Annotated in this window: 27 protein-coding genes; 11 read left to right on the top strand and 16 right to left on the bottom strand. The window is 62.8% G+C overall.

Annotated features, from left to right (window positions below; genetic code table 11):
- Nucleotides 1–4 precede the first annotated feature (4 nt).
- On the bottom strand, nt 5–526 hold the full coding sequence (locus tag FJ527_RS16495) for a hypothetical protein (protein ID WP_140823598.1): 522 nt from the start codon (nt 524–526) through the stop codon (nt 5–7).
- A 182-nt stretch (nt 527–708) separates the two neighbouring features.
- Here FJ527_RS16495 and FJ527_RS16500 point away from each other — a divergent pair, with 182 nt between their 5' ends.
- Nucleotides 709–1077, top strand: coding sequence for a hypothetical protein (locus FJ527_RS16500; protein ID WP_140823599.1), 369 nt, complete (start codon nt 709–711; stop codon nt 1075–1077).
- A gap of 3 nt (nt 1078–1080) precedes the next feature.
- Here FJ527_RS16500 and FJ527_RS16505 read toward each other — a convergent pair whose 3' ends face one another.
- Both FJ527_RS16505 and FJ527_RS16510 read right to left on the bottom strand, forming a co-directional pair.
- The gene (locus FJ527_RS16505; RefSeq protein ID WP_246677729.1) at nt 1081–2061 is read right to left on the bottom strand and encodes a DUF3592 domain-containing protein; all 981 of its coding nucleotides are present in this window, start codon (nt 2059–2061) and stop codon (nt 1081–1083) included.
- Between the two features lie 142 nt (nt 2062–2203).
- Nucleotides 2204–2656, bottom strand: a complete 453-nt coding sequence (locus FJ527_RS16510; protein WP_140720989.1) for a lysozyme inhibitor LprI family protein — start codon at nt 2654–2656, stop codon at nt 2204–2206.
- A 149-nt stretch (nt 2657–2805) separates the two neighbouring features.
- Here FJ527_RS16510 and FJ527_RS16515 point away from each other — a divergent pair, with 149 nt between their 5' ends.
- Entirely contained in the window at nt 2806–2994 is a 189-nt protein-coding gene (locus tag FJ527_RS16515; RefSeq protein WP_140662059.1) for a hypothetical protein, read from the top strand.
- Nucleotides 2995–3030: 36 nt separating this feature from the next.
- Here FJ527_RS16515 and FJ527_RS16520 read toward each other — a convergent pair whose 3' ends face one another.
- The gene (locus tag FJ527_RS16520; RefSeq protein WP_140823600.1) at nt 3031–4104 is read right to left on the bottom strand and encodes a GH25 family lysozyme; all 1074 of its coding nucleotides are present in this window, start codon (nt 4102–4104) and stop codon (nt 3031–3033) included.
- Between the two features lie 332 nt (nt 4105–4436).
- On the opposite strand from FJ527_RS16520, the gene FJ527_RS16525 reads away from it, so the two are divergent.
- The gene (locus FJ527_RS16525) at nt 4437–5069 is read left to right on the top strand and encodes a DedA family protein (RefSeq protein ID WP_318011820.1); all 633 of its coding nucleotides are present in this window, start codon (nt 4437–4439) and stop codon (nt 5067–5069) included.
- A 28-nt stretch (nt 5070–5097) separates the two neighbouring features.
- Here FJ527_RS16525 and FJ527_RS16530 read toward each other — a convergent pair whose 3' ends face one another.
- The 5 genes from FJ527_RS16530 to FJ527_RS16550 all read right to left on the bottom strand — a co-directional run bounded on the left by FJ527_RS16530 (nt 5098) and on the right by FJ527_RS16550 (nt 8585).
- Complete coding sequence (locus tag FJ527_RS16530) at nt 5098–5889, bottom strand: phosphodiester glycosidase family protein (RefSeq protein ID WP_140616962.1); 792 nt, start codon at nt 5887–5889, stop codon at nt 5098–5100.
- Between the two features lie 111 nt (nt 5890–6000).
- The gene (locus tag FJ527_RS16535) at nt 6001–6627 is read right to left on the bottom strand and encodes a transglutaminase-like cysteine peptidase (RefSeq protein WP_015318098.1); all 627 of its coding nucleotides are present in this window, start codon (nt 6625–6627) and stop codon (nt 6001–6003) included.
- A 146-nt stretch (nt 6628–6773) separates the two neighbouring features.
- Complete coding sequence (locus FJ527_RS16540; RefSeq protein ID WP_140717404.1) at nt 6774–7646, bottom strand: undecaprenyl-diphosphate phosphatase; 873 nt, start codon at nt 7644–7646, stop codon at nt 6774–6776.
- A 194-nt stretch (nt 7647–7840) separates the two neighbouring features.
- The gene (locus tag FJ527_RS16545; RefSeq protein ID WP_140662054.1) at nt 7841–8038 is read right to left on the bottom strand and encodes a hypothetical protein; all 198 of its coding nucleotides are present in this window, start codon (nt 8036–8038) and stop codon (nt 7841–7843) included.
- A gap of 151 nt (nt 8039–8189) precedes the next feature.
- Nucleotides 8190–8585: a GFA family protein gene (locus tag FJ527_RS16550; protein ID WP_140720612.1), complete on the bottom strand. Its 396-nt coding sequence runs from the start codon at nt 8583–8585 to the stop codon at nt 8190–8192.
- A 114-nt stretch (nt 8586–8699) separates the two neighbouring features.
- On the opposite strand from FJ527_RS16550, the gene FJ527_RS16555 reads away from it, so the two are divergent.
- Nucleotides 8700–9728, top strand: coding sequence for a 2OG-Fe(II) oxygenase family protein (locus FJ527_RS16555; protein ID WP_140823601.1), 1029 nt, complete (start codon nt 8700–8702; stop codon nt 9726–9728).
- Between the two features lie 49 nt (nt 9729–9777).
- Here FJ527_RS16555 and FJ527_RS16560 read toward each other — a convergent pair whose 3' ends face one another.
- From FJ527_RS16560 to FJ527_RS16570, 3 genes are all read right to left on the bottom strand, one after another.
- Entirely contained in the window at nt 9778–10728 is a 951-nt protein-coding gene (locus FJ527_RS16560; protein ID WP_140823602.1) for an alpha/beta hydrolase, read from the bottom strand.
- Nucleotides 10729–10753: 25 nt separating this feature from the next.
- Entirely contained in the window at nt 10754–11239 is a 486-nt protein-coding gene (locus FJ527_RS16565; protein ID WP_140823603.1) for an SRPBCC family protein, read from the bottom strand.
- Nucleotides 11240–11357: 118 nt separating this feature from the next.
- Entirely contained in the window at nt 11358–11606 is a 249-nt protein-coding gene (locus FJ527_RS16570; RefSeq protein WP_140617245.1) for a ParB N-terminal domain-containing protein, read from the bottom strand.
- Between the two features lie 156 nt (nt 11607–11762).
- Here FJ527_RS16570 and FJ527_RS16575 point away from each other — a divergent pair, with 156 nt between their 5' ends.
- Genes FJ527_RS16575 through FJ527_RS16595 form a run of 5 tightly spaced genes read left to right on the top strand, consistent with a single transcriptional unit; the run spans nt 11763 to nt 17292 of the window.
- Nucleotides 11763–13403: a N,N-dimethylformamidase beta subunit family domain-containing protein gene (locus FJ527_RS16575; RefSeq protein ID WP_140823697.1), complete on the top strand. Its 1641-nt coding sequence runs from the start codon at nt 11763–11765 to the stop codon at nt 13401–13403.
- Nucleotide 13404: 1 nt separating this feature from the next.
- Nucleotides 13405–14790 carry an aspartate aminotransferase family protein gene (locus tag FJ527_RS16580; protein ID WP_140823604.1) on the top strand — a complete coding sequence of 462 codons (1386 nt, stop codon included), beginning with the start codon at nt 13405–13407 and terminating at the stop codon, nt 14788–14790.
- 6 nt (nt 14791–14796) lie between these two features.
- Nucleotides 14797–15726: a 3-keto-5-aminohexanoate cleavage protein gene (locus tag FJ527_RS16585; RefSeq protein WP_140717409.1), complete on the top strand. Its 930-nt coding sequence runs from the start codon at nt 14797–14799 to the stop codon at nt 15724–15726.
- A gap of 4 nt (nt 15727–15730) precedes the next feature.
- Complete coding sequence (locus FJ527_RS16590; RefSeq protein ID WP_140823605.1) at nt 15731–16267, top strand: GNAT family N-acetyltransferase; 537 nt, start codon at nt 15731–15733, stop codon at nt 16265–16267.
- The gene (locus FJ527_RS16595; protein ID WP_140823606.1) at nt 16264–17292 is read left to right on the top strand and encodes a histone deacetylase family protein; all 1029 of its coding nucleotides are present in this window, start codon (nt 16264–16266) and stop codon (nt 17290–17292) included. Before FJ527_RS16590 ends, FJ527_RS16595 begins: the two co-directional genes overlap by 4 nt.
- A 13-nt stretch (nt 17293–17305) precedes the next feature.
- Here the strand turns inward: FJ527_RS16595 and FJ527_RS16600 are convergent, their stop codons facing one another.
- From FJ527_RS16600 to FJ527_RS16610, 3 genes are all read right to left on the bottom strand, one after another.
- Nucleotides 17306–18574 (bottom strand): cysteine desulfurase-like protein, encoded by a 1269-nt coding sequence (locus FJ527_RS16600; RefSeq protein ID WP_181166375.1) that lies wholly within the window; start codon nt 18572–18574, stop codon nt 17306–17308.
- A 42-nt stretch (nt 18575–18616) separates the two neighbouring features.
- Nucleotides 18617–19684, bottom strand: coding sequence for an aldo/keto reductase (locus FJ527_RS16605; RefSeq protein WP_140720622.1), 1068 nt, complete (start codon nt 19682–19684; stop codon nt 18617–18619).
- A gap of 120 nt (nt 19685–19804) precedes the next feature.
- Nucleotides 19805–20314 carry a hypothetical protein gene (locus FJ527_RS16610; RefSeq protein WP_181166376.1) on the bottom strand — a complete coding sequence of 170 codons (510 nt, stop codon included), beginning with the start codon at nt 20312–20314 and terminating at the stop codon, nt 19805–19807.
- 331 nt (nt 20315–20645) lie between these two features.
- Here FJ527_RS16610 and FJ527_RS16615 point away from each other — a divergent pair, with 331 nt between their 5' ends.
- Entirely contained in the window at nt 20646–20810 is a 165-nt protein-coding gene (locus FJ527_RS16615) for a hypothetical protein (RefSeq protein ID WP_015318114.1), read from the top strand.
- Nucleotides 20811–20862: 52 nt separating this feature from the next.
- On the opposite strand, the gene FJ527_RS16620 is transcribed toward FJ527_RS16615, so the two are convergent.
- Nucleotides 20863–21369, bottom strand: coding sequence for a DUF1993 family protein (locus FJ527_RS16620; RefSeq protein ID WP_140823607.1), 507 nt, complete (start codon nt 21367–21369; stop codon nt 20863–20865).
- Between the two features lie 140 nt (nt 21370–21509).
- Here FJ527_RS16620 and FJ527_RS16625 point away from each other — a divergent pair, with 140 nt between their 5' ends.
- Nucleotides 21510–22559 (top strand): DUF1176 domain-containing protein, encoded by a 1050-nt coding sequence (locus FJ527_RS16625; protein WP_140823608.1) that lies wholly within the window; start codon nt 21510–21512, stop codon nt 22557–22559.
- The last annotated feature ends 8 nt before the right edge of the window (nt 22560–22567 follow it).

A 22567-nucleotide genomic window follows, 5' to 3' on the forward strand; every position in this document is an offset into this window, starting at 1 on the left:
GGCGCTATTCATCGCTGCATCCCGTCAAAGTGAAGGCATCCCATGCCCAGCCATCCGGATTGGCATTGGCGAAATCGGCCCATTCGGTGAAAGCCGCGCCGAAATCCGGCAACAGCAACCCTTTCGGCGCCGGTGTCGCTTCGCGCGAATTCAGCTGCTCGGCGCCGCCTCCGGTCAAGGCATAGACCTGCCCGTCCCATATCCGGCAAAGCCCGCTGTCGTCTTGCAGACCCGCTTCGCGGTCGTCGTCGGTGCAGGGGTGGCGGATGGTACCGAGCGGAAACGAGTTCTTGCCGTTGGTCCAGGTAATATCGGCCGGCAGGCTTATGCCGGTATGAGGCACGGCCAGCGAGAACACCTGCGTCGTCAGTGCCGCCGGTTCGTTGCCCAGCGGCCGAAATTGCATGACCGCGCCCGAGCGTGGCTCCTGATAGGTGGCGTGGCTCAGGAGGCATTCCTTGGCGCTCGCCGCTTGCATGAGCCCGAGCGAACCCAGGACAACGAAGGCCAGTTTGCGAATGATCATCGATATCTCGGGCAATCTGTTGTGAAGCAAGGCCGGCTGCGTGCCGGGCCGCACAGTCGCATCATCCGTACAAAACATAAGCGAAATCCGGAACCGCTGCGTTTATCGTGCCTCGATCGAAAACTTGCGCCACACAAACCCGCAATCTGTATGATCGAACGCAGCGGCCCAGGAGACAAAAGATGCAGCGTTTGGCACTGATCATAGCGATCTCCGCAACTGCGATTGTGCCGGCCGTAGCGGCAGCGCCCTATGTCGGGACGTGGTCCAGGGACAGGTTGAACTGCCATGCGACCGCCGACGTCCAGCGCCAGACTGTCTTCACTGTGGATCAGTCGGCCCTGTCGTTTCCCAACCTCGGCTGCGAGCACGCGATCTTTCGCAAAACCGCCATCGGCTGGGTGGTTCGTGCCAACCAGTGCTACGGCGCGGACCCATCGCTCGACGAGCCATTTTCTCGCACCATCCATATCAAAATCGACGGCGCGACGGTGCGGTTGAGCTGGCGCGGATTCGACAGCGGACCTCTCGTGCGCTGCTCAAGGCGGTGACACTCAGACCAATCCGACCAGCAAGGCCGCGCCGCCGAGAAAGCCTGCCGAGCAGACCCACAGCAGCCATAGCCCACGCACCCGGCATTCGAGCACCGCCGAGGCGGGGTTGGCGGGGTCATAGCGAACGTCGACCTTGCTGCCCTGGACATAGCGCCGCGCCTGACCGCCGACGAGGCCGGGCAGCGAGGCCGTCACGCTAGCGCCGAAAGCGACGCGATCGGCGCTGTAGCGCTGTCCGGCGACACCATAGCTGTAGACGATGCGGGACTTGAACACCGTGCGCCAAGGCCGGTACCCACCGCCCTCAAACCGGTCGCGGGTCTTGATCGCCTGCAGGCCGGACGCATCGATACGGCCGGCGGCGGTCGGCCATGTTGCCGCCTGCCCGGCCATCGATCTTTGGGCAAAGCCCATGCGCAGCACGAAAAGCCCCATGAACAGCAGGAATGCCGCCGCACCGAGGTTCCGCGGCTTGGGCAGATGCGGCCCGAGAGCCTCCAGCACGCCACCGACCGAGAACACCAACACCAGCGCACCAACCACGAGCCCCGCCGAAAGCTGGACCATGAACTTGAAGGCGCCGTCCGGCATGGTGCGCTCGATCACGGCCTTGCCCGGGCTGGACGGGTCATAGAACACGGTTACCGCCGCGCCACGCGGAAACCGCGCAAGGGTTTCCGCGACTTCGAAATTTCCGAGGTTCTCCTGCACGCTGTAGTGCGAACTTTGAAATGTCTTGCCGCCCACCTTGTACTCATAGGTGATGGCCGGAAAGTTGCGGATTTCGGTCGAGGTGCTGCTCTCCGAGCCGGTACCCGAGCTTGTCACCTCGCGCGCCTCGACGCGCGACGAGACGATCTTTCCAGGCGTCGGCAACCAGCGGCTGGCCGCCTTGACCTCGAGCCATTTCAGGAAAGTGACGATCGACAGCATGCCGGCGACCGCGCAGGCAAAGCCGACCAACAGAAACTTGAGCTCCAACTCGTCCCCCCGACGACTAGAGTACAGCAGCACGCATATAGACAGCATGGCGAGGGCAATGTCTTGTCTATTCGCAAGATCAGGAAATGACCGCCGGCAAGGTTCAATGCTGTCGCGTGGCCATGGGAGCGGCGACCAGCCGCTATTCGGCATCCTCTATTGCCATGACACGAACATAGCCCTCCAGCTGAAGGGCGCGATCCCGGATGATGTTGGTGGCGTCGGCAGCCTGCATGGGCACGTACATCGTGCCTTGCCTTGTTTCATAGAGAGCGCCCCGTGTCTTCGCCTCGCTGTCGCGGAAGGCCAGCCAGGCGCGTTGTGACAGACGAAGATTTTGCGCTGCCTGGCGCGGTAATTTGCGCAGGAGTGTCGCATAAGCGGCATTCATGCGGCGATCGTAGTCGCTTGATGCCGTCGCCTCGCAGTCGGTTTGGCCTGCTGTAGAGCCATTGGCTGGATCATCCAGGCAGCGGTCGAGCGTATCGGCGGTGGCGTCTTTCAGACCCGCGGCCATCGGGCTCGCGGGCAACAGCAATGTCAGCAGGCAGACCAGTGCCCCACCGAGCCGAAGCCTCACACCGATGTTCTCCATCTTGCCTCCGAGGACGTATCCGAAGCACGGTGGGAACCGCGCCAGGAACTGGTGGCCAACGCGGCGGGCCATCCGCACGATGACGTGATAAAAGGACGATCGATCCGATCGGATGAAATATCCAGGAGACGACAGCCGGGACGATGCGCATGAGCGAACAAACCGAAGATGACACCGATATACTGAACCAGCTCGCCTATGTCAGGGCCGATCCGACCCAGCACGACACGTTGACCCTTCTCGCCATGATCGATGCCGCGATCGCCGAGATCATGGGCTTGAGGGCGCGGCTGCGGTTGAGCGAGGAAAAGAACGGCGGGAGCAACCAGTTCCAATAGGTGGACAGGACGAGCGCCGACGCGAAAGCATCGGTTCTAATCCGCGTCGGCCATCATGGCCCGACCTCCGCCGCCGGCCCAGGCGCGCCATTGCCGCTCATCGCCATGGAAGACGTTGAGATCGATGCGGCCGGTTACGCCATGCGACAGGCCGGAGCCGGAATACTGCCAGAACAGCCATTTGCGATCGGGATAGACCTTTGACGGATGCCGGGCCACGGCGCGCAGCCAGAACGGGTAATCCGGGAATGCGCCCTGAAGGTTGTCGCGATAGAAATCGGGCGCCGTGTAGATGATCGGCCGCTGGCCGTAATGGCGCTCCAGCTTGTCCATGAACACCTGCATCTTCTCCAGGACCTTTTCGCGCGACGGGCGCCGCTGGCAGCTGGAGTCGCCGTTCCACTCGACGTCGATCACCGGCGGCAGCGCGCCGTCGACCTTCGGCACGTTGCGGATGAACCAGTCGGCCTGCTCGCCGGCGGTGCGGCACCAGTAGAAGAAATGATAGGCACCGCGCTTCAGGCCCGCCGCGTCGGCATCACGCCAGTTCTTCATAAACAGGGGGTCGAGGTGGTCGCCGCCGTCGGTCGCCTTGATGTAGGCGAAGTTGGCGCCCTGGGCGCGCAGCTTCTCCCAGTTGACGTTGCCTTGCCAGCGCGACACGTCCACCCCGTGCACGGCAAGGTGACGGGGCGACGAGCGGCCGAAATTGATCGGCTTGGCATCGCGGAAGCCATAACGCGTGACCGGGCCGGCCAGCATGGACGGTGCCGCCCGCGACAACAGCTTCGGCGGCGACACCAGGGCTGCCTCCTCGATCGGCGGCTCGACGCTGTCGGGCAGTTCGGGTGCGGGAAACGCCACCGTCTCTTCCTCGGCGAGGCCATAAGGCCGAGCGGTGCTATCCTCTGCCGCAGCCTCAATCCGCTTGCGCGCCGCGTTTGCCCTGGCCACCGGAACGGACGCGATCGGCGCGCTTGGACGCACCACCGAACTGGTGACTTCATTGGACGGCTTCTGCATGTCGAGCGCATCCATGCCCGATGTCGACGAACAGCCGGCAAGGCAGAGCGATGCGATCACGAAACTCACGACGCCTGGTAACCGCATCTGGACCTGTACTCGAACACAACAGACCGAAGGCGACGGCCGACGGACAACCAGACGAGTTATGAACGAGAAATTACCAATAAAGTTTGAATCAAGTTTTTTACCATAGCTGTGGCCGCGTTCTGACAGTCGTCGGCAGCGGCCCGGCCAAGCCTTGACAGGGCCATGATGTGGCTGTTGAGAACGGGGTGCGGCGCGGCGGCCCTGCCCGCGCCAAGGGCCGCAAGCTGCCGGTCGAGAATTATTACGGCTGGCTCGTCGACGGCAAGCTCGACGAACTCAGGATCTTGCTCGACAGGGCAGCTGAGGAACACTTTCAACACGGAGCTTGCGTGCAGTCGTTCATCGACCAGAGCGTATGTTTCATCGAGAACCATCAGGCCTGGGCGGGTCTCGTGGTCGGATTGCTGGCCTTCGGCGAGTCGCTGGTGCTGGTCGGCATCCTGTTGCCTGGCACCACGGTGCTGATCATCGTCGGCGGGCTGGTGGGCGCCGGTATCGTCCAGCCCCTGCCCGTTCTCCTCGCCGCGATGCTCGGCGCGGCGCTTGGCGACACCATTTCCTATTTTCTCGGCAAATGGCTGGGGCGTGGCGTCGTCCACAAATGGCCGCTCAACCGCTATCGCCGCGAGATCGCCAGGGCGCGCCTGTTCTTCCATCGCTACGGTGTCGCCGCCGTTTTCGTCGGCCGCTTCTTCGGTCCGGTGCGTGCCACCGTGCCGCTGGTCGCCGGCATGATGGGCATGAACAGGCGGCGCTTCCAGGTCGCCAACATCCTGTCGGCGATCATCTGGGCGCCGGTCGTGCTGTCGCCTGGATGGCTGGTGGCGAAAGGAGCCGACAATCTGCCCGAACTCGACTCGACCAGCCTGTTCGGCCTGGCGGTGATCGCGGCCATGGTGGTAGCGATCATCGTCGCCGTGCTGGTCGTCAGACTGCGCGGCAGGCATGATGCACGGATTTAGCGCGTCTCGCGATTGAGGGCGCCGTGCATCAGCCGCGCTTCCTGAAGACGCCGATCATCGGCCCCAGATTCCAGTAGTCGTCGTTGCGGCCGATGGCCGGAGCGAGCAGGCTCGATATCGTGCCGTCGAGAAAGAGCGCGTTGTCGCAGCCGAGCGCGTCGCGAAACAGGCGAGCGAAGGCATGGAACGTCACCGTGCCGTTCGAGATGGCAAAGACGGCAACACCGTCCTTTCGCACTCCGACGCCGTCGCGGCTCTTGCGCGAGGTGCCGTCGGCCTGGAATTTCGGGTGAAGCTGGCCGTCGATCACCAGCATTGGCCCTGATTGTGTCGCATAGTCGGTGGCTGGCCGCTGCCTGACGAAGTCCTTGGTCGCCCGCACCACGGCCTTGCCGCGGCTGATATAGAAAATGCCATTCGGCTGCAGCGAAAAATTGCCGCTTCCCGATCCCGTTTTCACACCGGCCATTTCCTGGCCGCGTTCGACGTAAAGGCCGACCGGCCTGAGATCGGGGTGGTACATGCCGGCATTGATGGCAAACAGCATGGTCCGGCCCGCCATGCGCTGGGCGTTGTCGAGATTGTGCAGCGACTGAAAAGGCTTGCCTGCCGGGTCTTTCCAGAACAGTTCGATCGAATAGAGCTTCGGATCGACCTCGCAGACGAGGAAGCTCGTAGCCTCGAAGGAGACGTCGCGGCACGGCGGCACCGAAGCGAACCACTGGCCGAATGCCGCTGTCGTGGCGACCGCGTACGGCAACGCGGCCTTGAACAAGCTCAGCAGCAAGGGCGCCGAATACAGGACGGTCAAAAAATCCATGCGCGTTCCGGATTGCCATTCCAACGAACTGTCGTGGATAGCACCGCTTGCCGGCACGATGAAGGATTTGCTGAAAGAAGTATGGATTATAACCCGGACTTCGGGCAGCGATTATTTGACCGCGCTGACCAGCTTCTCCTCGCCGGCAAGAATGGAGACCCAGCGCCCGGTATTGTCGCTCGCCTGTCTTTTGAGATAGCGATACGGGGTCTGGTTCCAGAGGCGAACCTTGTCGACGAGATTGTCGAGGATGAAGTCGCCCTTGTCGGTGCGCACCGTCAGCACGGCATGGCCTTCGCCGTCCGGCTTGCGAACCACCGTCATCAGGAGATTGGCTATGGCGATGCCCAGGCTGTTGAGCTCACGCCGCTTTTCCAGCGCGTAATCCTCGCAATCGCCGAAGCCATTGTCCGGATAGGCCCACCATTCCTCCTTGCCGTAATTGTCCATGTCGCTCATCGGCTTGACGCGCGCGTTGACCGAGAGGTTTACGGCGCTGATCTCCCGCAACAGCTTGCCAGTCATCTGTTCCGGCTCGCTGTCGGATGAACGGATCGAGCACTCGGCGGCATGAATCTTGCAAAAATCATAGTGGCCGATCGGCTGGGACGTCGAGCCGCCGATAGCCATGGAAACGGGAGCCGTGTAGGCGGAATTCGCCGCCGAACAGAAAGCAATCAGGGCAATCGCAAGCCCCAGCCCCTTCGCCTTCCGGCGCCAACCCATCGAGGATGCCATCCGGCCCCGCCCATCTGTTTTGTTAACAGAACGTTAAGGGCGGTTGTATCCCGAAGTCAACCAAACCGGCCGATCACATCTTGGAGGGACGCCGCATGCCCCTTCGAGGGTTGCAGCAGCGCAACACCGAGGTTCGGGCTAGGGAGCTAGACGAGCCATCGCATCGCCACACCCAGCAACAGGACGACGCCAAGCAGGCCACGGTAGATGACAAAGGGCCAGGCGGAGAAGCGTTCCAGCACACGCATCAGGCCCCAAATGGCGAAGAAGGCCGAAATCGAGGCGACGAGCAGCCCCAGGCCAAGAACCGACCATCCATGGGCATCGAGATGCACCTTGTGCAGTTCCCACAATTCCTTGAGGCCGGCGAGCGCGATGGCCGGCAGCCCGAGCAGGAACGAGAAGCGTGCCGCCTCGGCCCGCTTGAAGCCGAGCCCCAGTGCCGCCGTCAGCGTCGAACCGGAGCGAGAGACGCCCGGGATCAGCGCGCCGACCTGGGCGACACCGACAAGAAGCGCGTCGGCGAGCGACGCTTCGCCGATGGTGCGCTTGTGGCGGGCGAAAATCTCGGCCAGGGCCAGCAGGATAGCCATGCCTATGCAGGCCCAGCCAATCACGCTCAAGCTGCGCAACGGCGAATTGCAGGTGTTGAGAACACCCGAAAGTACCACGCCGGCGATCACAATCGGGATTGTCGCCAGCACGATCCAGGAAGCCAGTTGGAAATGCCGATCGGCGAAATCGCGCCGTGTGAGAGCGTCGATCGAACCGAACAGGAGATCCCTGACATCGCCCCAGAAATAGCTGACCACGGCGGCAAGGGCGGCAAGCTGCATGGCGGCGGAGAAGGCGGAACCCGGATCCTGCCAGCCAAGCACCGCCGGCACGATGCGCATATGGGCGGTCGAGGAAATCGGCAGCAGTTCGGTTATGCCTTGCACCAGGCCGAGGAATGCGACCTTGGCAAATCCAAGGCCGACAAAGCCCGTGTCGACGCCTTGCGTGCAGATATCAGCCATGTCGGGTTCCATCCGGGAGAGATCGGAGTTGCAAAGGCACCATCGGAGGAGATCGGTGCCCGGCAAGGCATACCGTCATGCGGCGGATAATCAATTTACGGATTTGTAAGCTGGCGTCGCCGCCTCGGACGCGCACGGTTCAAACCGGCCCGAAGGGCCGGCGATGCTCCCATGGGTGGAGGTTGGCAAGACGACTACGGGCAAAGCCAAAGTTTCTGGCAGGTCCTGGCAATAACATGCGCGGGCGGCACGACAGGCTCCCCTGCGGAGGGCCGGCGAGCCCGCTCGAGCAGCATGCGCACCTGTTCCGGGCGCACACGGTCACGTTCCATCACGAGCAGGACCATAGGATCGCTCAAAAGCTCGTCCAGGGTGCTGATGCTGTCGTTCATCCGTCGTCTCCTCGAATGCCGGGCCCGCGACGCTTAGATAGGGAGACAAAGATGGCCCGCCAATGACGCTTTGCCGGCTATCACGTGTCTCTTTGGATTAATTTTTGGTCATCCTGGGGCACGTCCTTTCCCTTCGCGGGGAAGAAGAAAGCTAGGCCGGCGGAGCGCCTTCAAATTGCGGCAGGCCGTCATCCAGCATCACCCAGGGCTGTTTCGAGACGGTCCAGATGTGCATCTGGGGCCTGAACAGCGACGGGTCGTCAAGCGAACCGGTCGTCACGCCGATGATGCCGGCGGAATCGCGCCGCGAAAACAGCGTCGTACCGCAGGCCGGACAAAACCCGCGCTTGAGGTCCGGCGAGGTGTTGACCGTGGCCGACGGGCCCTCGACCGTCACATCGTCGATGCGGAAAAGAACACGCGCATTGAACGCCGCGCCGATCGCCTTCTGGCAAAGCCGGCAATGGCAGATGCGCTCGTTGATGGGCGCGGCATCGGTGCGATAGCGCACGGCCCTGCACAGGCATCCGCCCTCGTATTTTGCCATCGCCTGGATCCATTGGTGGAGTGAACAGGCGGCAAAAGTAACGGCGAGGCCGATTGGGTCAATTGAAAAGCTTTGATACAAGGTCATCGATTATCGTGATGCAGCAGGATTGTCATGACACCCGACATCGAAACGATCGGCATCGCGGCCCTGTTCGGGTCGCCCTCGCCCGCGCGCGACCGCGCCGACGCTGGGATCATGGCCGCGGCGGCCGGCATCGGCTTCCTGGCGGTCCGGGATTTTCCCGGCGATGACTGGCTGACGCCCGACAAGCGCGCGCAATTGCTGCGCATCTTCGCGCTTCCTGACGCCGAGAAACAGGAATTGCTGCGCTGGAATTTCGATCACACCAAGAAAAATTTCTACCGCGGCTGGTTTCCGCTGCAGCCGCAAGCCGTTTCCTACAAGGAAGGCATCGACATGGGGCCAGACCTTGCCGATGCGGCGCGAGGCACGGCTTCCGACGATCCTTTGTGCGAGCCGACACCGTTGCCGGACGAGAATGCCCTGCCCGGCTGGCGCGCTGCCGCAGCCGACTACTATCGCGTGATGGGAACGGTCGGCACCATGCTGATGCGGTCGATCGCCCGCGGGCTTGGCCTGCCCGAGATGACCTTCGATGCCTATTTCGACGGTGGCATCTCGACGCTGCGCCTGATCCGCTATCCGCTGCGCGACGCCAGTGCGGGCGTCGATACCAGTGGGCCCGAGTTTTCGGTGACCCACAAAGGCGAGACGCGCACCATCATAGGCCGCGAACATGCCGATTCAGGCTTCGTCACCTTGCTGGCGCAGGACGGCGTCGAGGGCTTGCAGGCGAAGAACCTCGCCGGCGAATGGATCGACGTGCCTCCAGCCGATGGCACGCTGGCGGTCAATTTCGGCCAATTGCTGGAACGCTGGACCGGCGGCCGCGTGCGGGCGACACGGCACCGGGTCATTGCGCCAAAAACGGTGCGGTTCTCGATCCCGTTCTTCCACGAGCCACGCGTCGACGCGGAAATCTCGCCTTTGCCGCTGGACGGCGCCGAACCCTTCGCGCCGTTTCTTTACGGCGACTATCTCTGGGAGTCGGCGACGAACTTCGTCGAAATGAGCGGCATCAAGCATCTGAGGCAGCCGCGCCGGGCCAAGGCTTCCTGAACAGCACGCCGGCTGTCTCGCTGGAGACGGCCGGCGGAGATGGCAGGGGTCATTCGGCTTCGCCGACCACCTCGTCCCAGCTCTTCACCCTGGTCTCGCCATCGAGGAACGGCAGTGCGGCGGCCGTCAGTTCCGGAGCGAAGAAGACATCGTAGTGGGTGCGGTTGGGCAGGATGGCCAGCCGGTTCCGCGACAGGTTCTCGCGCATCCAGCCGGCATCCTTCAGGCCGCCGCCGAGCATCTGGTAGAACTTGATCTCGTGCTCGGGCTTGTACATGTCGTTGTCGCCATAGGCGAGCATCACGGGCATCTTCAGCTTGGGAACGTCGGCCGAGAAGTCGTAGTTCTGGCGCATGAAATTGCCGAGCGCGTCGAGCAGTTTCGGGAAGTCCTCCGGATGCGGGGCGACGGCGACGTAGGATTTGTACATCGGCGTGTCTTTCATGTACGTCGCGGCGGCGGCACTCACCTGTGCCTGCTGCGGACGCATCTCGTCGTAGAAGCCGTCGGCGGCATAACCGGTCGAAACAAGGACCAGCCGGCGCACGGCCTCGGGATGCTGGACCGCCATGCGGAAGGCAACCCCGCCGCCCAGCGAATAGCCCATGACGTCGACCTTGTCGTAGCCGAGTGTCTTGACGATACCAGCCATGTCGTCGCCGATCGCCTGCAGGCTGAATGGCCGGTCGCCAAGGGCGGTGCGGCCATGCCCCTGCAGGTCGACGCCGATGACGGTGCGGTTTTCGGCAAGCTTGGGCAGGATCGGCGCGAACATGTCGGTGGAGCCGAGGCCGCCATGCAGCAGAAGCAGCGGCTCACCCTTGCCATAGACGGCGTAATAGTAATTCACGCCATTGATCGGCAGCAGGCCGGACTTTTGTGGCTTCGGCAGTGTTTTCGTTTCGGTCGTCATGGCAGGCTTTGTCTCCTCTGCATTGCCCGGGCAAGCGAGAAACGCAGCGGCCGAGGCAAAAATGGCAAAAAACAGAACTTTGGACATATCGAACTCCTCCGGTGTGGCTCTGTCAGAGCGTCCTGGCGAGATCTTCGAGCTGATCGGTGCACTGGCCCCAACCGGCGTGAAAGCCCATGGCCTCGTGCTGCTCGCGGTCGGCGACGCTCCAGTGCCGGACGCGCGCGATGTAGCGGGTCTTGCCCTCGCCCTCGTCCTCGAAGGTCAGTACGACTGTCATGAACGGTTTTTCCGATGGCACCCATGACTGGGTATAAGCATCGGTCAAGACGATCTTCTCGCCGGGAACGACCTCGAGGAAGACGCCGGGGTTGGGGAACTCGTTGCCGTCGGGCCCTGCCATGACGACCAGGCTGTTGCCACCGGTGCGCACATCCATCTCGGCACGCGGCGTCGTCCACGGCTTTGGCGCGAACCATTGCGTGATCAATTTCGGTTCGGTCCAGCAGCGATAGACGTCCCCGCGCGGTGCATCGATGATGCGGGCGAGAACCAGTTCGCGGTCGTCGGCGGGGGCGATGTCGAGCTTGGTGGCCACGGTGGTCTCCTCGGTTTGATCTGGCTTCCGTCCCAAGGACGAGCCGACGCAAAGCAAACCGACATCGCCCGCGAAAAATTCTGGAAACGCAGGTTGAAAACCGTGAGCGGAGCGCGTGTCAGTGCCGCTTGGCTTGCACCAGGTAGGCGTCGATTACGGTCTCGCCCAGCCATTTGGCGGCTTCGAGCCGGTGCAGGCCTTCGACAAGTATGTGCCGCTTGCCATCGTGGCGGACCTGGATCGGCGTCTTCATGCCGTTCTCGAGTATGTCCTCGGCCAGATGCCGGACGGTCTCGGGGTGCAGCGTCTTCTTCCGCGCCGTGGGCACGTAGATGTCGTCGACCTTGACCTGTTGAACCCTGAGCATGCCCTGTCCCCATGGCGGAACTGCCGCCGTCTTCCTGAGATAGTCGGTTTGGCGAAGGCGGCCAAGGGTGCGGCTAACGAATGCTGGCATGATCGTTTCCATTTGACGCCTGGCGGGCGGATCGCCGAAATGGCGCCTCAGATGGGCCAGGGCTTCATGATCAATCCGCCGACCGAATTCCCCGATTTCGGGCTGACAGCCGAGCAACGCCGCCACGCGGTGCGCGGCCACTATTACGAGTGGCCGGGCATGGATGGCGAGCGCGGCGAAATCTGGTGCTACAGCGACCGGTTTTCCTATCGCGCCGGCGAGACAGTTACGCTGCATGTCAGCTCGACCGCTCCGTCCTTCGGCATGAGGATCATCCGCGATGGCGGCACCGAAACGAGAGTATTCGAGAAATCGGACATTGCGGCGCGCTGGCAGGAGAGTCCGGAGCAATGCTCGGTCGAAGGCTGCGGCTGGGAAGCCTCCTTCGAATTTCGCGTGGAGAGCGACTGGCCCTCCGGCGCCTACCTGATAACGCTGACCGCCGACGGACGTGACGGCAAGCCGATCCAAAGTCACCACATTTTCATCGTCTCTCCCCAGCCCGGCAAGAAACCTGGCCGTGTGCTGCAGGTGGCGGCGACGGGCACCTGGCTTGCCTACAACACCTGGGGCGGCTCCAACCATTATCAGGGCATCACCGGGCCCGATCGCGACCAGTACTCGCCCATCGTGTCGACGCAGCGCCCCTGGTGCCGCGGCTTCGTCGTGTTGCCCGGGGATGCACCGCGCGTGCCGTTGGAGGTGGCGGTGCCGCCGAAGACCGTGCCGCGTTATCCGCACATGGAATGGGCGCTCGCCACCGGCCATTCGAAGAAATATGCCTCGTCCGGCTGGGCCAGCTACGACAGTCATTTTTTTCGCTTCGCCGAACGATCAGGCTACGGCGTCGACCTCGCCAGTCAGCATGACCTTCACTTCTCGCCGGAAATTCTCGACGGTTATGACTGCGCGGTCTTCGTCGGCCATGACGAATACTGGACTTGGGAGATGCGCGACGCGGTCGACTTCTATGTCGAACGCGGCGGCCATGCGGCGCGTTTTGCCGGCAATTTCATGTGGCAGACGCGGCTGAAAGATGAGGGCCGCCGGCAGGTCTGCTACAAATATCGCGCCCGCACCGAGGACCCGGCCTATCGCGGCGGCGACGTGACCCGCGCCACCAATTCCTGGGAAGCACCGGAAATCGGCCGGCCGGGTTCGGCGACCTTCGGGCTCAATGCGACACGGGGCGTCTATGCCGGCTGGGGTGGCTGCGCGCCACGTGGCGTACGCGGCTTTCCGGTCTATCGGCCGGAGCACTGGGCCTTTGCCGGCACCGGCATCTACTATGGCGACCTGCTGGGCGCCGACAGCCACGTCTATGGCTATGAGGTCGACGGGCTCGATTTCGAGATCCGCGGTGGGCTGCCCTACCCCACGCCAGACAGCGGCGCGCCCGACGGCCTGCAAGTGCTGGCCGTCGGCATGGCCAGCCAGGTCGAGGAAAGCGCCGACATTCCGATCGAGGACCAGTTCCTCACCGACGAGGATGGCCGCTTCACCGCCGAAACCTTGTTTGGCGAGGCAAGCGACGCCAATCTCGAAAAGGTCAAACGCGGCAATGGCATGATCGTCAACTTCCCGCGCGGCAAGGGCGAGGTGTTCCATGCCGGAAGCTGCGAATGGGTCGCCGGCCTGCTAAGACAAGACCCGATGGTCGAACGGGTCACCCAGAATGTCCTCGACCGCTATATCGGAAAGTCCTGACATGTCGACAGCCCAGACCGCCGTTCAAGACACTGATGCCCGGCGCCAATCGCACTTGTTCTACCTCTCCAGCCTGCGCCGGCCGCTGATCGACCGCGCCGAAGGCATTTACATGTGGACGCAGGACGGCCGCCGTTTCATCGACGGATCGAGCGGCCCAATGGTCGCCAATATCGGCCATTCCAACCGCAATGTGCTCGATGCGATGAAGCGGCAGATGGACCGAGCCACCTTCGCCTACCGGCTGCATTTCGAGAACGGGCCGGCGGAAGAATTGGCGCGCGAACTGGCTGGAAAGTTGCCGGAAGGCATGGACCGCATCTTTTTCGTGTCCGGCGGCTCGGAAGCGACGGAATCCTGCATCAAGCTGGCGCGGCAATTGGCCGTGGCCACCGGCCAGGCCAGCCGCTGGAAGGTGATCACGCGGTTTCCTTCCTACCACGGCGGCACGCTCGGTTCGCTTTCGATCACCGGCGACGACGCGCTGGCCGAAACTTTTACGCCGATGATGCGGGTGATGCCGACCGTGCCGGCACCGACCGCCTGGCGCGACCGCGACAATCTCTCGATGGAGCAGCGCGGCGTCCGCTACGCCGACATGCTGGAGGAGAAGATCCTCGCCGAAGGTCCCGAAAGCGTCGTCGCCTTCATCATGGAGCCGATCGGGGGTGCTGCGACCGCGGCCCTGGTAGCACCCGACAGCTATTATGCGCGCATTCGCGAGATCTGCGATCGCTACGGCATCCTGCTCATCCACGACGAGGTGATGAGCGGTGCCGGCCGCACCGGCAAATTCCTCGGCGGCGACCACTGGAACTGCAAGCCTGACATCGTTGCGCTGTCGAAGGGGCTCGGGTCGGGCTATGCGCCGCTCGGCGCGCTGGCCGCACCGATGCGACTGGTCGAGCCGCTGCTCGCCACCGGTGGCTTCCAGCATGGCCACACCTATGCCGGCAATCCGCTCGCTTGCGCCGCCGGGCTTGCGGTGCTGGGCGAAATGGACCGGCTCGACCTGATTGCCAATGCGGCTGCCATGGGCGACGTGCTGATGGACGGATTGAACGCACTTGCGAAGCGGTTCCCGTTCATTGCCGATGTGCGTGGCAAGGGGCTGCTTACGGGCGCCGAAATGGTCGCCGATCCCGATACGCTGAAACCTATCGAGCAGAGCAAAAAAGCCACGCAGCGCCTGCTCGGCCTCGCCTATGAGCGCGGGCTGATCATTTATGGCCGCAGGGTCAAGGGTGGCGTCGACGGCGACAATTTCATGGTCGCGCCGCCGATGATCGTCACCAGCGAGCAGGTCGGCGAGATCATCTCCATCATCGGCGACTCGCTTGAGGTTCTGGCCGCCGAATTCGACCTGCCGGTCGAAGGCCGGGGGTAGCGAAAAATGGCGCCGCGAAAAGTCATCATCACCTGCGCCGTTACAGGCTCGGTACACACGCCGTCGATGTCGCCCTATCTGCCGGTGACGCCGGACCAGATCGCCGCGGACGCTATCGCCGCGGCCGAGGCCGGCGCCTCGATCCTGCATCTGCACGCCCGCGATCCCAAAGATGGCCGCCCGACCGCCGATCCCGAAGTGTTCATGCAGTTCCTGCCGCGCATCAAGCAGGCGACCGATGCGGTGATCAACATCACGACAGGCGGCTCCTCGCTGATGACGCTGGACCAGCGGCTGGCGGCGCCGCTTCGGGCCCAGCCCGAAATGTGCTCGCTCAATATGGGCTCGATGAATTTCGCGCTGTTCCCGATGCTCGACAAGCCAAGGGACTGGCAGCACGAGTGGGAACCGAAGCTGCTCGAAGCCACCCGCGACACTATCTTCAAGAACACCTTCGCCGACATGGAAGGCGTGATCGAGCGGCTGGGCAAGGGCTGCGGCACCCGCTTCGAGTTCGAGTGCTACGATGTCGGCCACCTCTATTCGCTGGCGCATTTCCGCGACCGGGGGCTGGTTTCGGGGCCGCTGTTCATCCAATTCGTGCTGGGCATCCTGGGCGGCATCGGCGCCGACCCGGACAACCTCATCCATATGAAGCGCATCGCCGACAAATTGTTCGGCGACAGCTACCAGTTTTCGGTGCTGGCCGCCGGCCGCAACCAGATGCCGCTGATCTCGATCGCCGCAGCGATGGGCGGCAATGTGCGGGTCGGACTGGAGGACAGCCTCTATGATGGCCGCCAGCTGGCGAAGTCCAACGCCGACCAGGTGCGGCGCATCCGTGGCATTCTCGATGGACTGTCGCTGGAGGTCGCCACGCCGGCCGAAGCGCGTGACATGCTGGCGCTCAAGGGCGGCGACAGGGTGGCTTTTTGACGAGATGACAGCGCCCGCTCCTGCCACTGTACCTGTCACGCGTGCGGTTATCCTTCGCCCCGGCACCATTGATGACGTCGAAACCATTCATGCGGCGATCCTGAAGCTTGGCACTCATATCGGGGCGCCCGAGGAAATCATCTCGACGGCGGACGATCTCAGAAGCTGGGGCTTTGGCGAAAAACCCGCCTTCTCGACCCTGATCGCAGAAGTCGACGGCGAATTCGCCGGGCTGTGCCTGCATTTCCCGATCTTCTCGACCTGGATGGGACGTCCCGGCGTCTATGTGCAGGACCTCTATGTCGAGGACAGGTTTCGCGGCCGCAAGATCGGCGAACGCCTGCTGCGACGCGTGGCTGCCGAGTGCCGCAAAGAGGGCGGCGTGTATCTGAGGCTGTCGGTCGACACCGACAATGAGGGTGCCAAGGCCTTTTACGAACGGCTGGGCATTGCCTGGTCGAGCTACGAGCAGACGCAGAAAATCATCGGTGAGGCCTTTTTCGCCTTCGCCGATGCGCCGGAAAATGGGGAGCAGCAATGAAGGCCTTCTATGCGCAGGAGCAGAAGCGCCACGATCCCAAGGCCTTTCTTTCCAGTGGCGCGGCGCAGCCCAACCCTGAACAGCCGGAGCGCGTCGAAAGATTGTTAGCTGGCGCAAAGTCCGCTGGTTGCACGATCGAGCGACCGCGCGATCACGGCCTCGGTCCGATCTCGGCGGTGCACACACCCGAGTATCTCGACTTCCTCGAACATATTTTCGAACGCTGGCAGCGGATCGAAGGGGCGTCGGCCGAGGTCATTCCCAACATCCACCCGATCGCCCGCAACGGCTCCTATCCGGCCTCAGCAGTGGGCCAAGCCGGCTACCACATGGCCGACACCGCCTGCCCGATCTCGGGCGAGACATGGCAGAGCGCGCTGTGGAGCGCCTGGAGCGCGGTCGAGGCCGCCGAAACCGTCATGGCCGGAGCGCCGGCCGCCTATGCGCTGTGCCGCCCGCCTGGCCACCACGCCTTCGCCGATGTCGCCGGCGGATTCTGCTTCATCAACAACTCAGCCGTGGCGGCGCAAGTGCTGCGCAGGCAGGCGGCCCGCGTAGCGATCCTCGATGTCGACCTGCATCACGGCAACGGGACGCAAGGCATTTTCTATGCGCGACCTGACGTGCTGACGGTGTCGCTGCATGCCGATCCGGTGCGGTTCTACCCGTTCTTCTGGGGCCATGCCGACGAGCGCGGTGAAGGTCCCGGGCTTGGCTATAATTTCAACCTGCCGCTGCCACGCAAATCCGCGGATGCGGCGTTTCTGGAAGGGATCGGCGTGGCGTTCCAGCGTATCCGCGCCTTCGCCCCCGATGCGCTGGTCGTGGCGCTCGGCCTCGACGCGTTCGAGGGCGATCCGTTCGGCGGGCTTTCGGTGACGACGCCGGGCTTCTCGCGCATCGGCGAGGCCATCGCCGGGCTCGGCCTGCCGGCGGTCATCGTCCAGGAAGGCGGCTATCTCTGTGACGAACTCGGCGACAATCTCACCGCCTTCCTCACCGGCTTTGGCGGCAAGGCGCGGTGAGTTCAAACCCAAGTCAGGAGCGTTGCTGCCTGAGCATGGCAATCACCCGGTGCACGCTCTCCAGCGTCTCGTCGATTTCGGACGCGGTATTGTAATGCGCGATGCCGATGCGCACGACGCCTTGCTCGGCCGGAATGCCGAGCTGATGGACGATCTCCCAGGCATAGTTGTGGCCCGACCACACGAAGATGTTCTTGGCGTTCATCTGCCGTACGATCGTTTCGGGGACAATGCCATCGACGGTGAAGGAGACGGTCGGCACACGATCGCCGAGCCGTTTCGAATCGGTGATGCCTCGGACCGTCAGCCCGGAAATGTCGGACAAGCCATCGATCAGCCTTTGCGCCAGCGGGTTTTCATGGGCGATGGAGATCTGGAACGCCCTGGCGATCTTCTGCCTTCTTGAACCACCCTCACCTGCCGCCGCGCCGAGCTCGGCGAAATAGTCGACCGCGGCGGTCAAGCCGGCCATCAGTTCGATCTGCGGCGTGCCGAGTTCGAACCGCTCGGGCAAGCCGTTCGAGGAGCAACGGCACTTATAGGCTTGCAGACCGTCGATGACGTCGCGCCGGCCCCACAAGATACCCATATGCGGACCGAAGAATTTATAGGCCGAGCAGATCAGGAAATCGCAGCCGAGCTCCTGCACATCGATCAGCCCATGCGGTGCGAATTGCACCGCATCGACATAAACCAGCGCGCCGGCCCGTTTTGCAAGTTGGGTCAAGGACCTGACCCGGTTGATCGAGCCGGTGAGATTGCTGGCGTAGTTCAATGCCACCAGCCTTGTCTTCCCGGACAGCAGACCGGCGAGCGTCGCCTCCTCGATCTGCCAGGTCTTTTCGTCGAACGGCAGCCAGCGCACGACGAGGCCGAGGTCCTCGGCCAGTTGCAGCCAGGGCGACACATTGCCCTCATGATCCATGCGGGTGAGGATGATCTCGTCGCCTGATTTCATCGTGCGGCCGAGCGTACGTGACATATGATAGGTCAACGTCGTCATGTTGGCGCCGATGACAATCTCGTGCGGGCTCGCCGCGCCGAGGAAGTCGGCCATCGCCAGGTGCGCCTCGTCAACGACCTGCTGCGCCGCGATCGTCGTTTCAAAATAACCGCCCAGATTGGCGTTGGTCGTAAGCAGGCAGCGCGACACCGCGTCGGCCACGGCCTGCGGCACCTGCGTGCCGGCAGGATTGTCGAGATAGATGCGCCGGCGTCCGTTGTCTGTCAGTGAGAGAGCGGGGAATTTTCCACGCACGGCCTCGATCGAAAAATCCACCATCGTCTCCATCCCTTTGCTGCTACACGACAATTCCGGGCTCGGTCACGGGCAGGGATTGCCGACCCTCTGGTGAACGGCATCCACCGCCTTCTGCATTTCTTCAGTCCAGACGACATCCACCGAAGACAGCGCCATCTCCAGTTGGGAAATGGTTGTCGCACCGATGATGCTGGAGGTCACGAAGGACCGGCTCGAGACATAGGCATTGGCAAACAGCGCCGGCTCCAGGCCGAAAGAGCGTGCCAGCTCATTGTATTCGAGCTGCGCTTCGGCGGCATTGGGCGTCTCGTAACGCTGGCCGCGGTTGAACAGCTGCGAGCGCGAGCCCTGCGGGCGGGCGCCATGATCGTATTTGCCGGTCAGATAACCCTGGGCCAGCGGCGAATAGGCAAGCAGCGACACCCCTTCGCGCTCGCAGACCTCGGCGAGGTTCACCTCAAAAGTACGGTTGACGAGATTGTAGGCGTTCTGGATCGAGGCGACGCGCGGACCGATCCCTTTGTCGGCCTCTGCAAGGAAGCGCATCACGCCCCAGGAACTCTCGTTGGAGAGACCGAAATGGCGGATTTTTCCTGCCTTCACCAGGTCATCGAACACCGCGAGCGTCTCGGCGATCGGCGTTTCACCGACCGGCGCGCCGACAGAATCGGCACGCCGCGCCACGGCGCCGACGCGCGTCGGGTTGGCGCCCCAGGGGATGTCCCGCTCCGGCCAGTGGATCTGATAAAGGTCGAGATAATCCGTGCCAAGCTTGGCCAGCGACTTGTCTATGGCATCGAAGATATCGGCCCGCACCAATTGCGAGGGCCGGTCTCCGCGAAACCAGCTGTTGGCCGTGCGGCCGACGACCTTGGAGGCCAGGATCACCTTGTCGCGGTTGCCCTTGGCCTTCATCCAACTGCCGATGATCTTCTCCGTCCGTCCTTGCGTCTCCGCCTTGGGCGGGATCGGATAGAGTTCGGCGGTGTCGATGAAATTGACGCCGCGCGAGAAGGCCAGGTCCATCTGGGCATGGCCTTCGGCCTCGGTGTTCTGCTGGCCCCAGGTCATCGAACCAAGGCAGATCTGGGTAACAAGAAGATCGGTCCGACCGAGACGGCGTTTGTGCATGGGATTCTGCTCCGGAGGGCATATGTGCGCGGCTGCGCGGGGAGGAGTTCGCATCTTATAGGAAAAGCAGAGGCGCTCTCCAAGCCTTGCCAGGCCGACTTTTGCGTGAGCAGAGCGGGGTTAGCGTCGTGCGGCGGCCACGGCGCGGCGCTTGGCCTCGTCGATCAGCATGTTGGCCACCTGCATGCGGATCATGGCGCGCTGGCGCAAATGCGGGGCGACGCGATCGGGATGGTTGGCGAAAGCAAAGCTGCGGCGCATGCGGCCGAAGTCGGCGGCGCTCTTGGACTGCTCCAGTCCCAGTTCGACCGCAATCGATTCAGGATCGATTGGCGGCAATGTTTCTTCCGGCTTCGGCTCTTCGCCAGCCAGCGCCAGCCTTGCCTGTTCAAGCACGGCGGCAAACTCGCTGGCCAGATCAGCGCCGGCCTCGCGATATTCCGCAGCGGACACCTTGATGCGGCCGGAATGGAGTTCATCGGCGACCGAGAGATAGTCGAACGGGATGGATGGGCGCGCGCCGGTCTCTACGCCCTCACTGCCGTTGCCCTTGTCGGTGGCAACGAAGAGGTCGTCGAGCAGTGACGCAAAATCCCGCTTGGCGCCGGTAGCGATTTCAGCCTCCCCCATGCCCGACAGTTCGAGTTTCAGACCATAGAACCAGCTCGTTAAAAATAAATACCGCCGGTCTTAACTAATTCCCCTTCAGGGGATCGTTGCCGGAGTCGCCGGCAAAAGCCGGACCGCATGTTCATGCAGTCCGGAAATTCGCCAGGAGTGGCGAGGAAAACTGGCCATGTACCAGCTTCGAAGCCTACGTTGGGCGCGGCGCAAGAGTTTCACCTTGCTGCAAAAATTTTAAAAAACATCCGGACATGGCAGGCATGCATATGCTGCACTGCACAATCTTCACGATTCATCTATATTGCCTGACGTGGAGGACCAACCAGGAGCCTGAATCATGGGTTTCTTCACGGAAATGTTCGCCCGGCCGCGCCCGCAGGAACATCTGAGATATCGCGCGGCGCTGGCGCTCCTTTATTCGATGAGCAATGCCGAGCGCGCCGACATCGGCATCAAGCCCGCCGATTTCCCGCGCATCGCCCGCGAAATGTCCATCCGCTAAGCAGGTTGCGAGATGTCCCGGATCGACCCGGGACATCTCAAAGTCCGATTTCTCAACGCGATCCGAGGAATGTCGCCTTGCCCAACGGCACGCCATTGTGGCGCAGGATGTCGTAGGCGGTGGTCAGGTGGAAATAGAAATTGGGCATGGCCACATGCAGCAGATATTGCGTGCCGCTCAGCGTCGTTTCCCGGCCCCCCAGCTTTAGTTCGATCATCCGGTCATCCGACCCGTCGATATCGGCTGCGGAAAAAGTCGCCAGGTAGGCGACCGTCTTGGCGAGCCTCGCTTCGAGATCGGCGAAGCTTGCTTCATTGTCCTCATATTTAGGCACTTCGCGGCCGGCCAGCCGTGAAGGCGCGCCCTTGGCATGGTCGGTTGCGATCTGCACCTGCCTGGCAAGTGCGAACATGTCGGGCGCCAGCCGCGCCGCCAAAAACACCTGCGGGTCGATCTTGCGGTCAAGCGCATTCTGTTCGGCTGCAGCCAGCACACTGGAAAGTGCTTTCAGCCTGGCTGAAAACACGGGCACGGATGCCTCATACATCGATATCGTCACGTCGGATCTCCTGTCCGGCAGGAACGCCGGCGGGAGGACGTAGCGCTCTCAGGCGCGATTCTTCAAGCGGCGGGCGCATGGCGTCACCACGTCGCCGCAATCGCCGTGGTAGAATCTTCGTTATCGAGCGGAGATTCCCGATGAGACGCGCCCTTTTCGCAGCGACTGCCCTTCTCTCCCTTGCCACGACAGGCCACGCGGCATTGGCCGCAGCCGATACGCCCGAAGCGCCTTACGTCGATGATCGGTCGAGCGCGGATGCGGTCGTGCATTCACTCTACAGCGCCATCAACCGGCATGAATTCGCCCGCGCCTGGGGCTACTTCGGTGATACAAAGCCGGCAAAGGATTTCGACACATTCGCCAAAGGCTATGACGGCACCGACAAGGTGGAGGTCAAGACCGGTCCGATTTCGGACGAGGGCGCGGCGGGCAGCATCTATTACAACGTCCCGGTCGCCATCCAGGCAACCGATAAGAAGGGCGAGGCGAAAGTTTTCGCCGGCTGCTATACGCTGCGCCAGGTCAACGCCCAGATCCAGGCGCCGCCGTTCCAGCCTATCTTCATCGACAAGGGAGCGCTGAAGCCCTCCACCGCCGACTTTGACGAGGCGTTGCCGCCAAGCTGCGGCGACGGCCCGCCGCCGCCGAAAAAGGACACCGCACTGGAAAAGGCCAAGAAGGCCTTCCTGGCGACCTATGGCGACCAATGCGACAAGGACCGCCAGGCCAATGAGCCAGAGGTCTTTTCGATCAAATACAAGGACAGGAATGCTCAGCCGAACGATCCTGACAAGGAGACCCGGCTGTTCCACTTCTCCTGCTCGGCCGCCGCCTACAATGAAAGCTCGGTCTATTACATGACCGACGAGGTGGACGGTGTCAGGCAATTGCAGTTCGCCGAGCCGGAGACCGATATACGCTACGAGAACAACGACAGCGACGGCAAGCTGTTGAGTGTAACGGTGATCGGCTTCCGGACCACAGGGTGGGCGGTCAATTCCGACTATGACCAGAATGCTCACACCATCACCACCTTCAACAAATGGCGCGGCGTCGGCGATGCTTCGGATGCCGGGACATATCTGTTCCGCAACGGCGATTTCTCGCTGGTCCAGTATGACGTCGACGCGTCCTATGACGGCGAGGAGAACCCGCAGACGATCGTCGACTACAACACCGCGCCTTAGATCCTCTA

This window comes from Mesorhizobium sp. B2-4-18, from assembly GCF_006441385.1.
In the GTDB taxonomy this organism is placed as follows: Bacteria; Pseudomonadota; Alphaproteobacteria; order Rhizobiales; family Rhizobiaceae; genus Mesorhizobium; species Mesorhizobium australicum.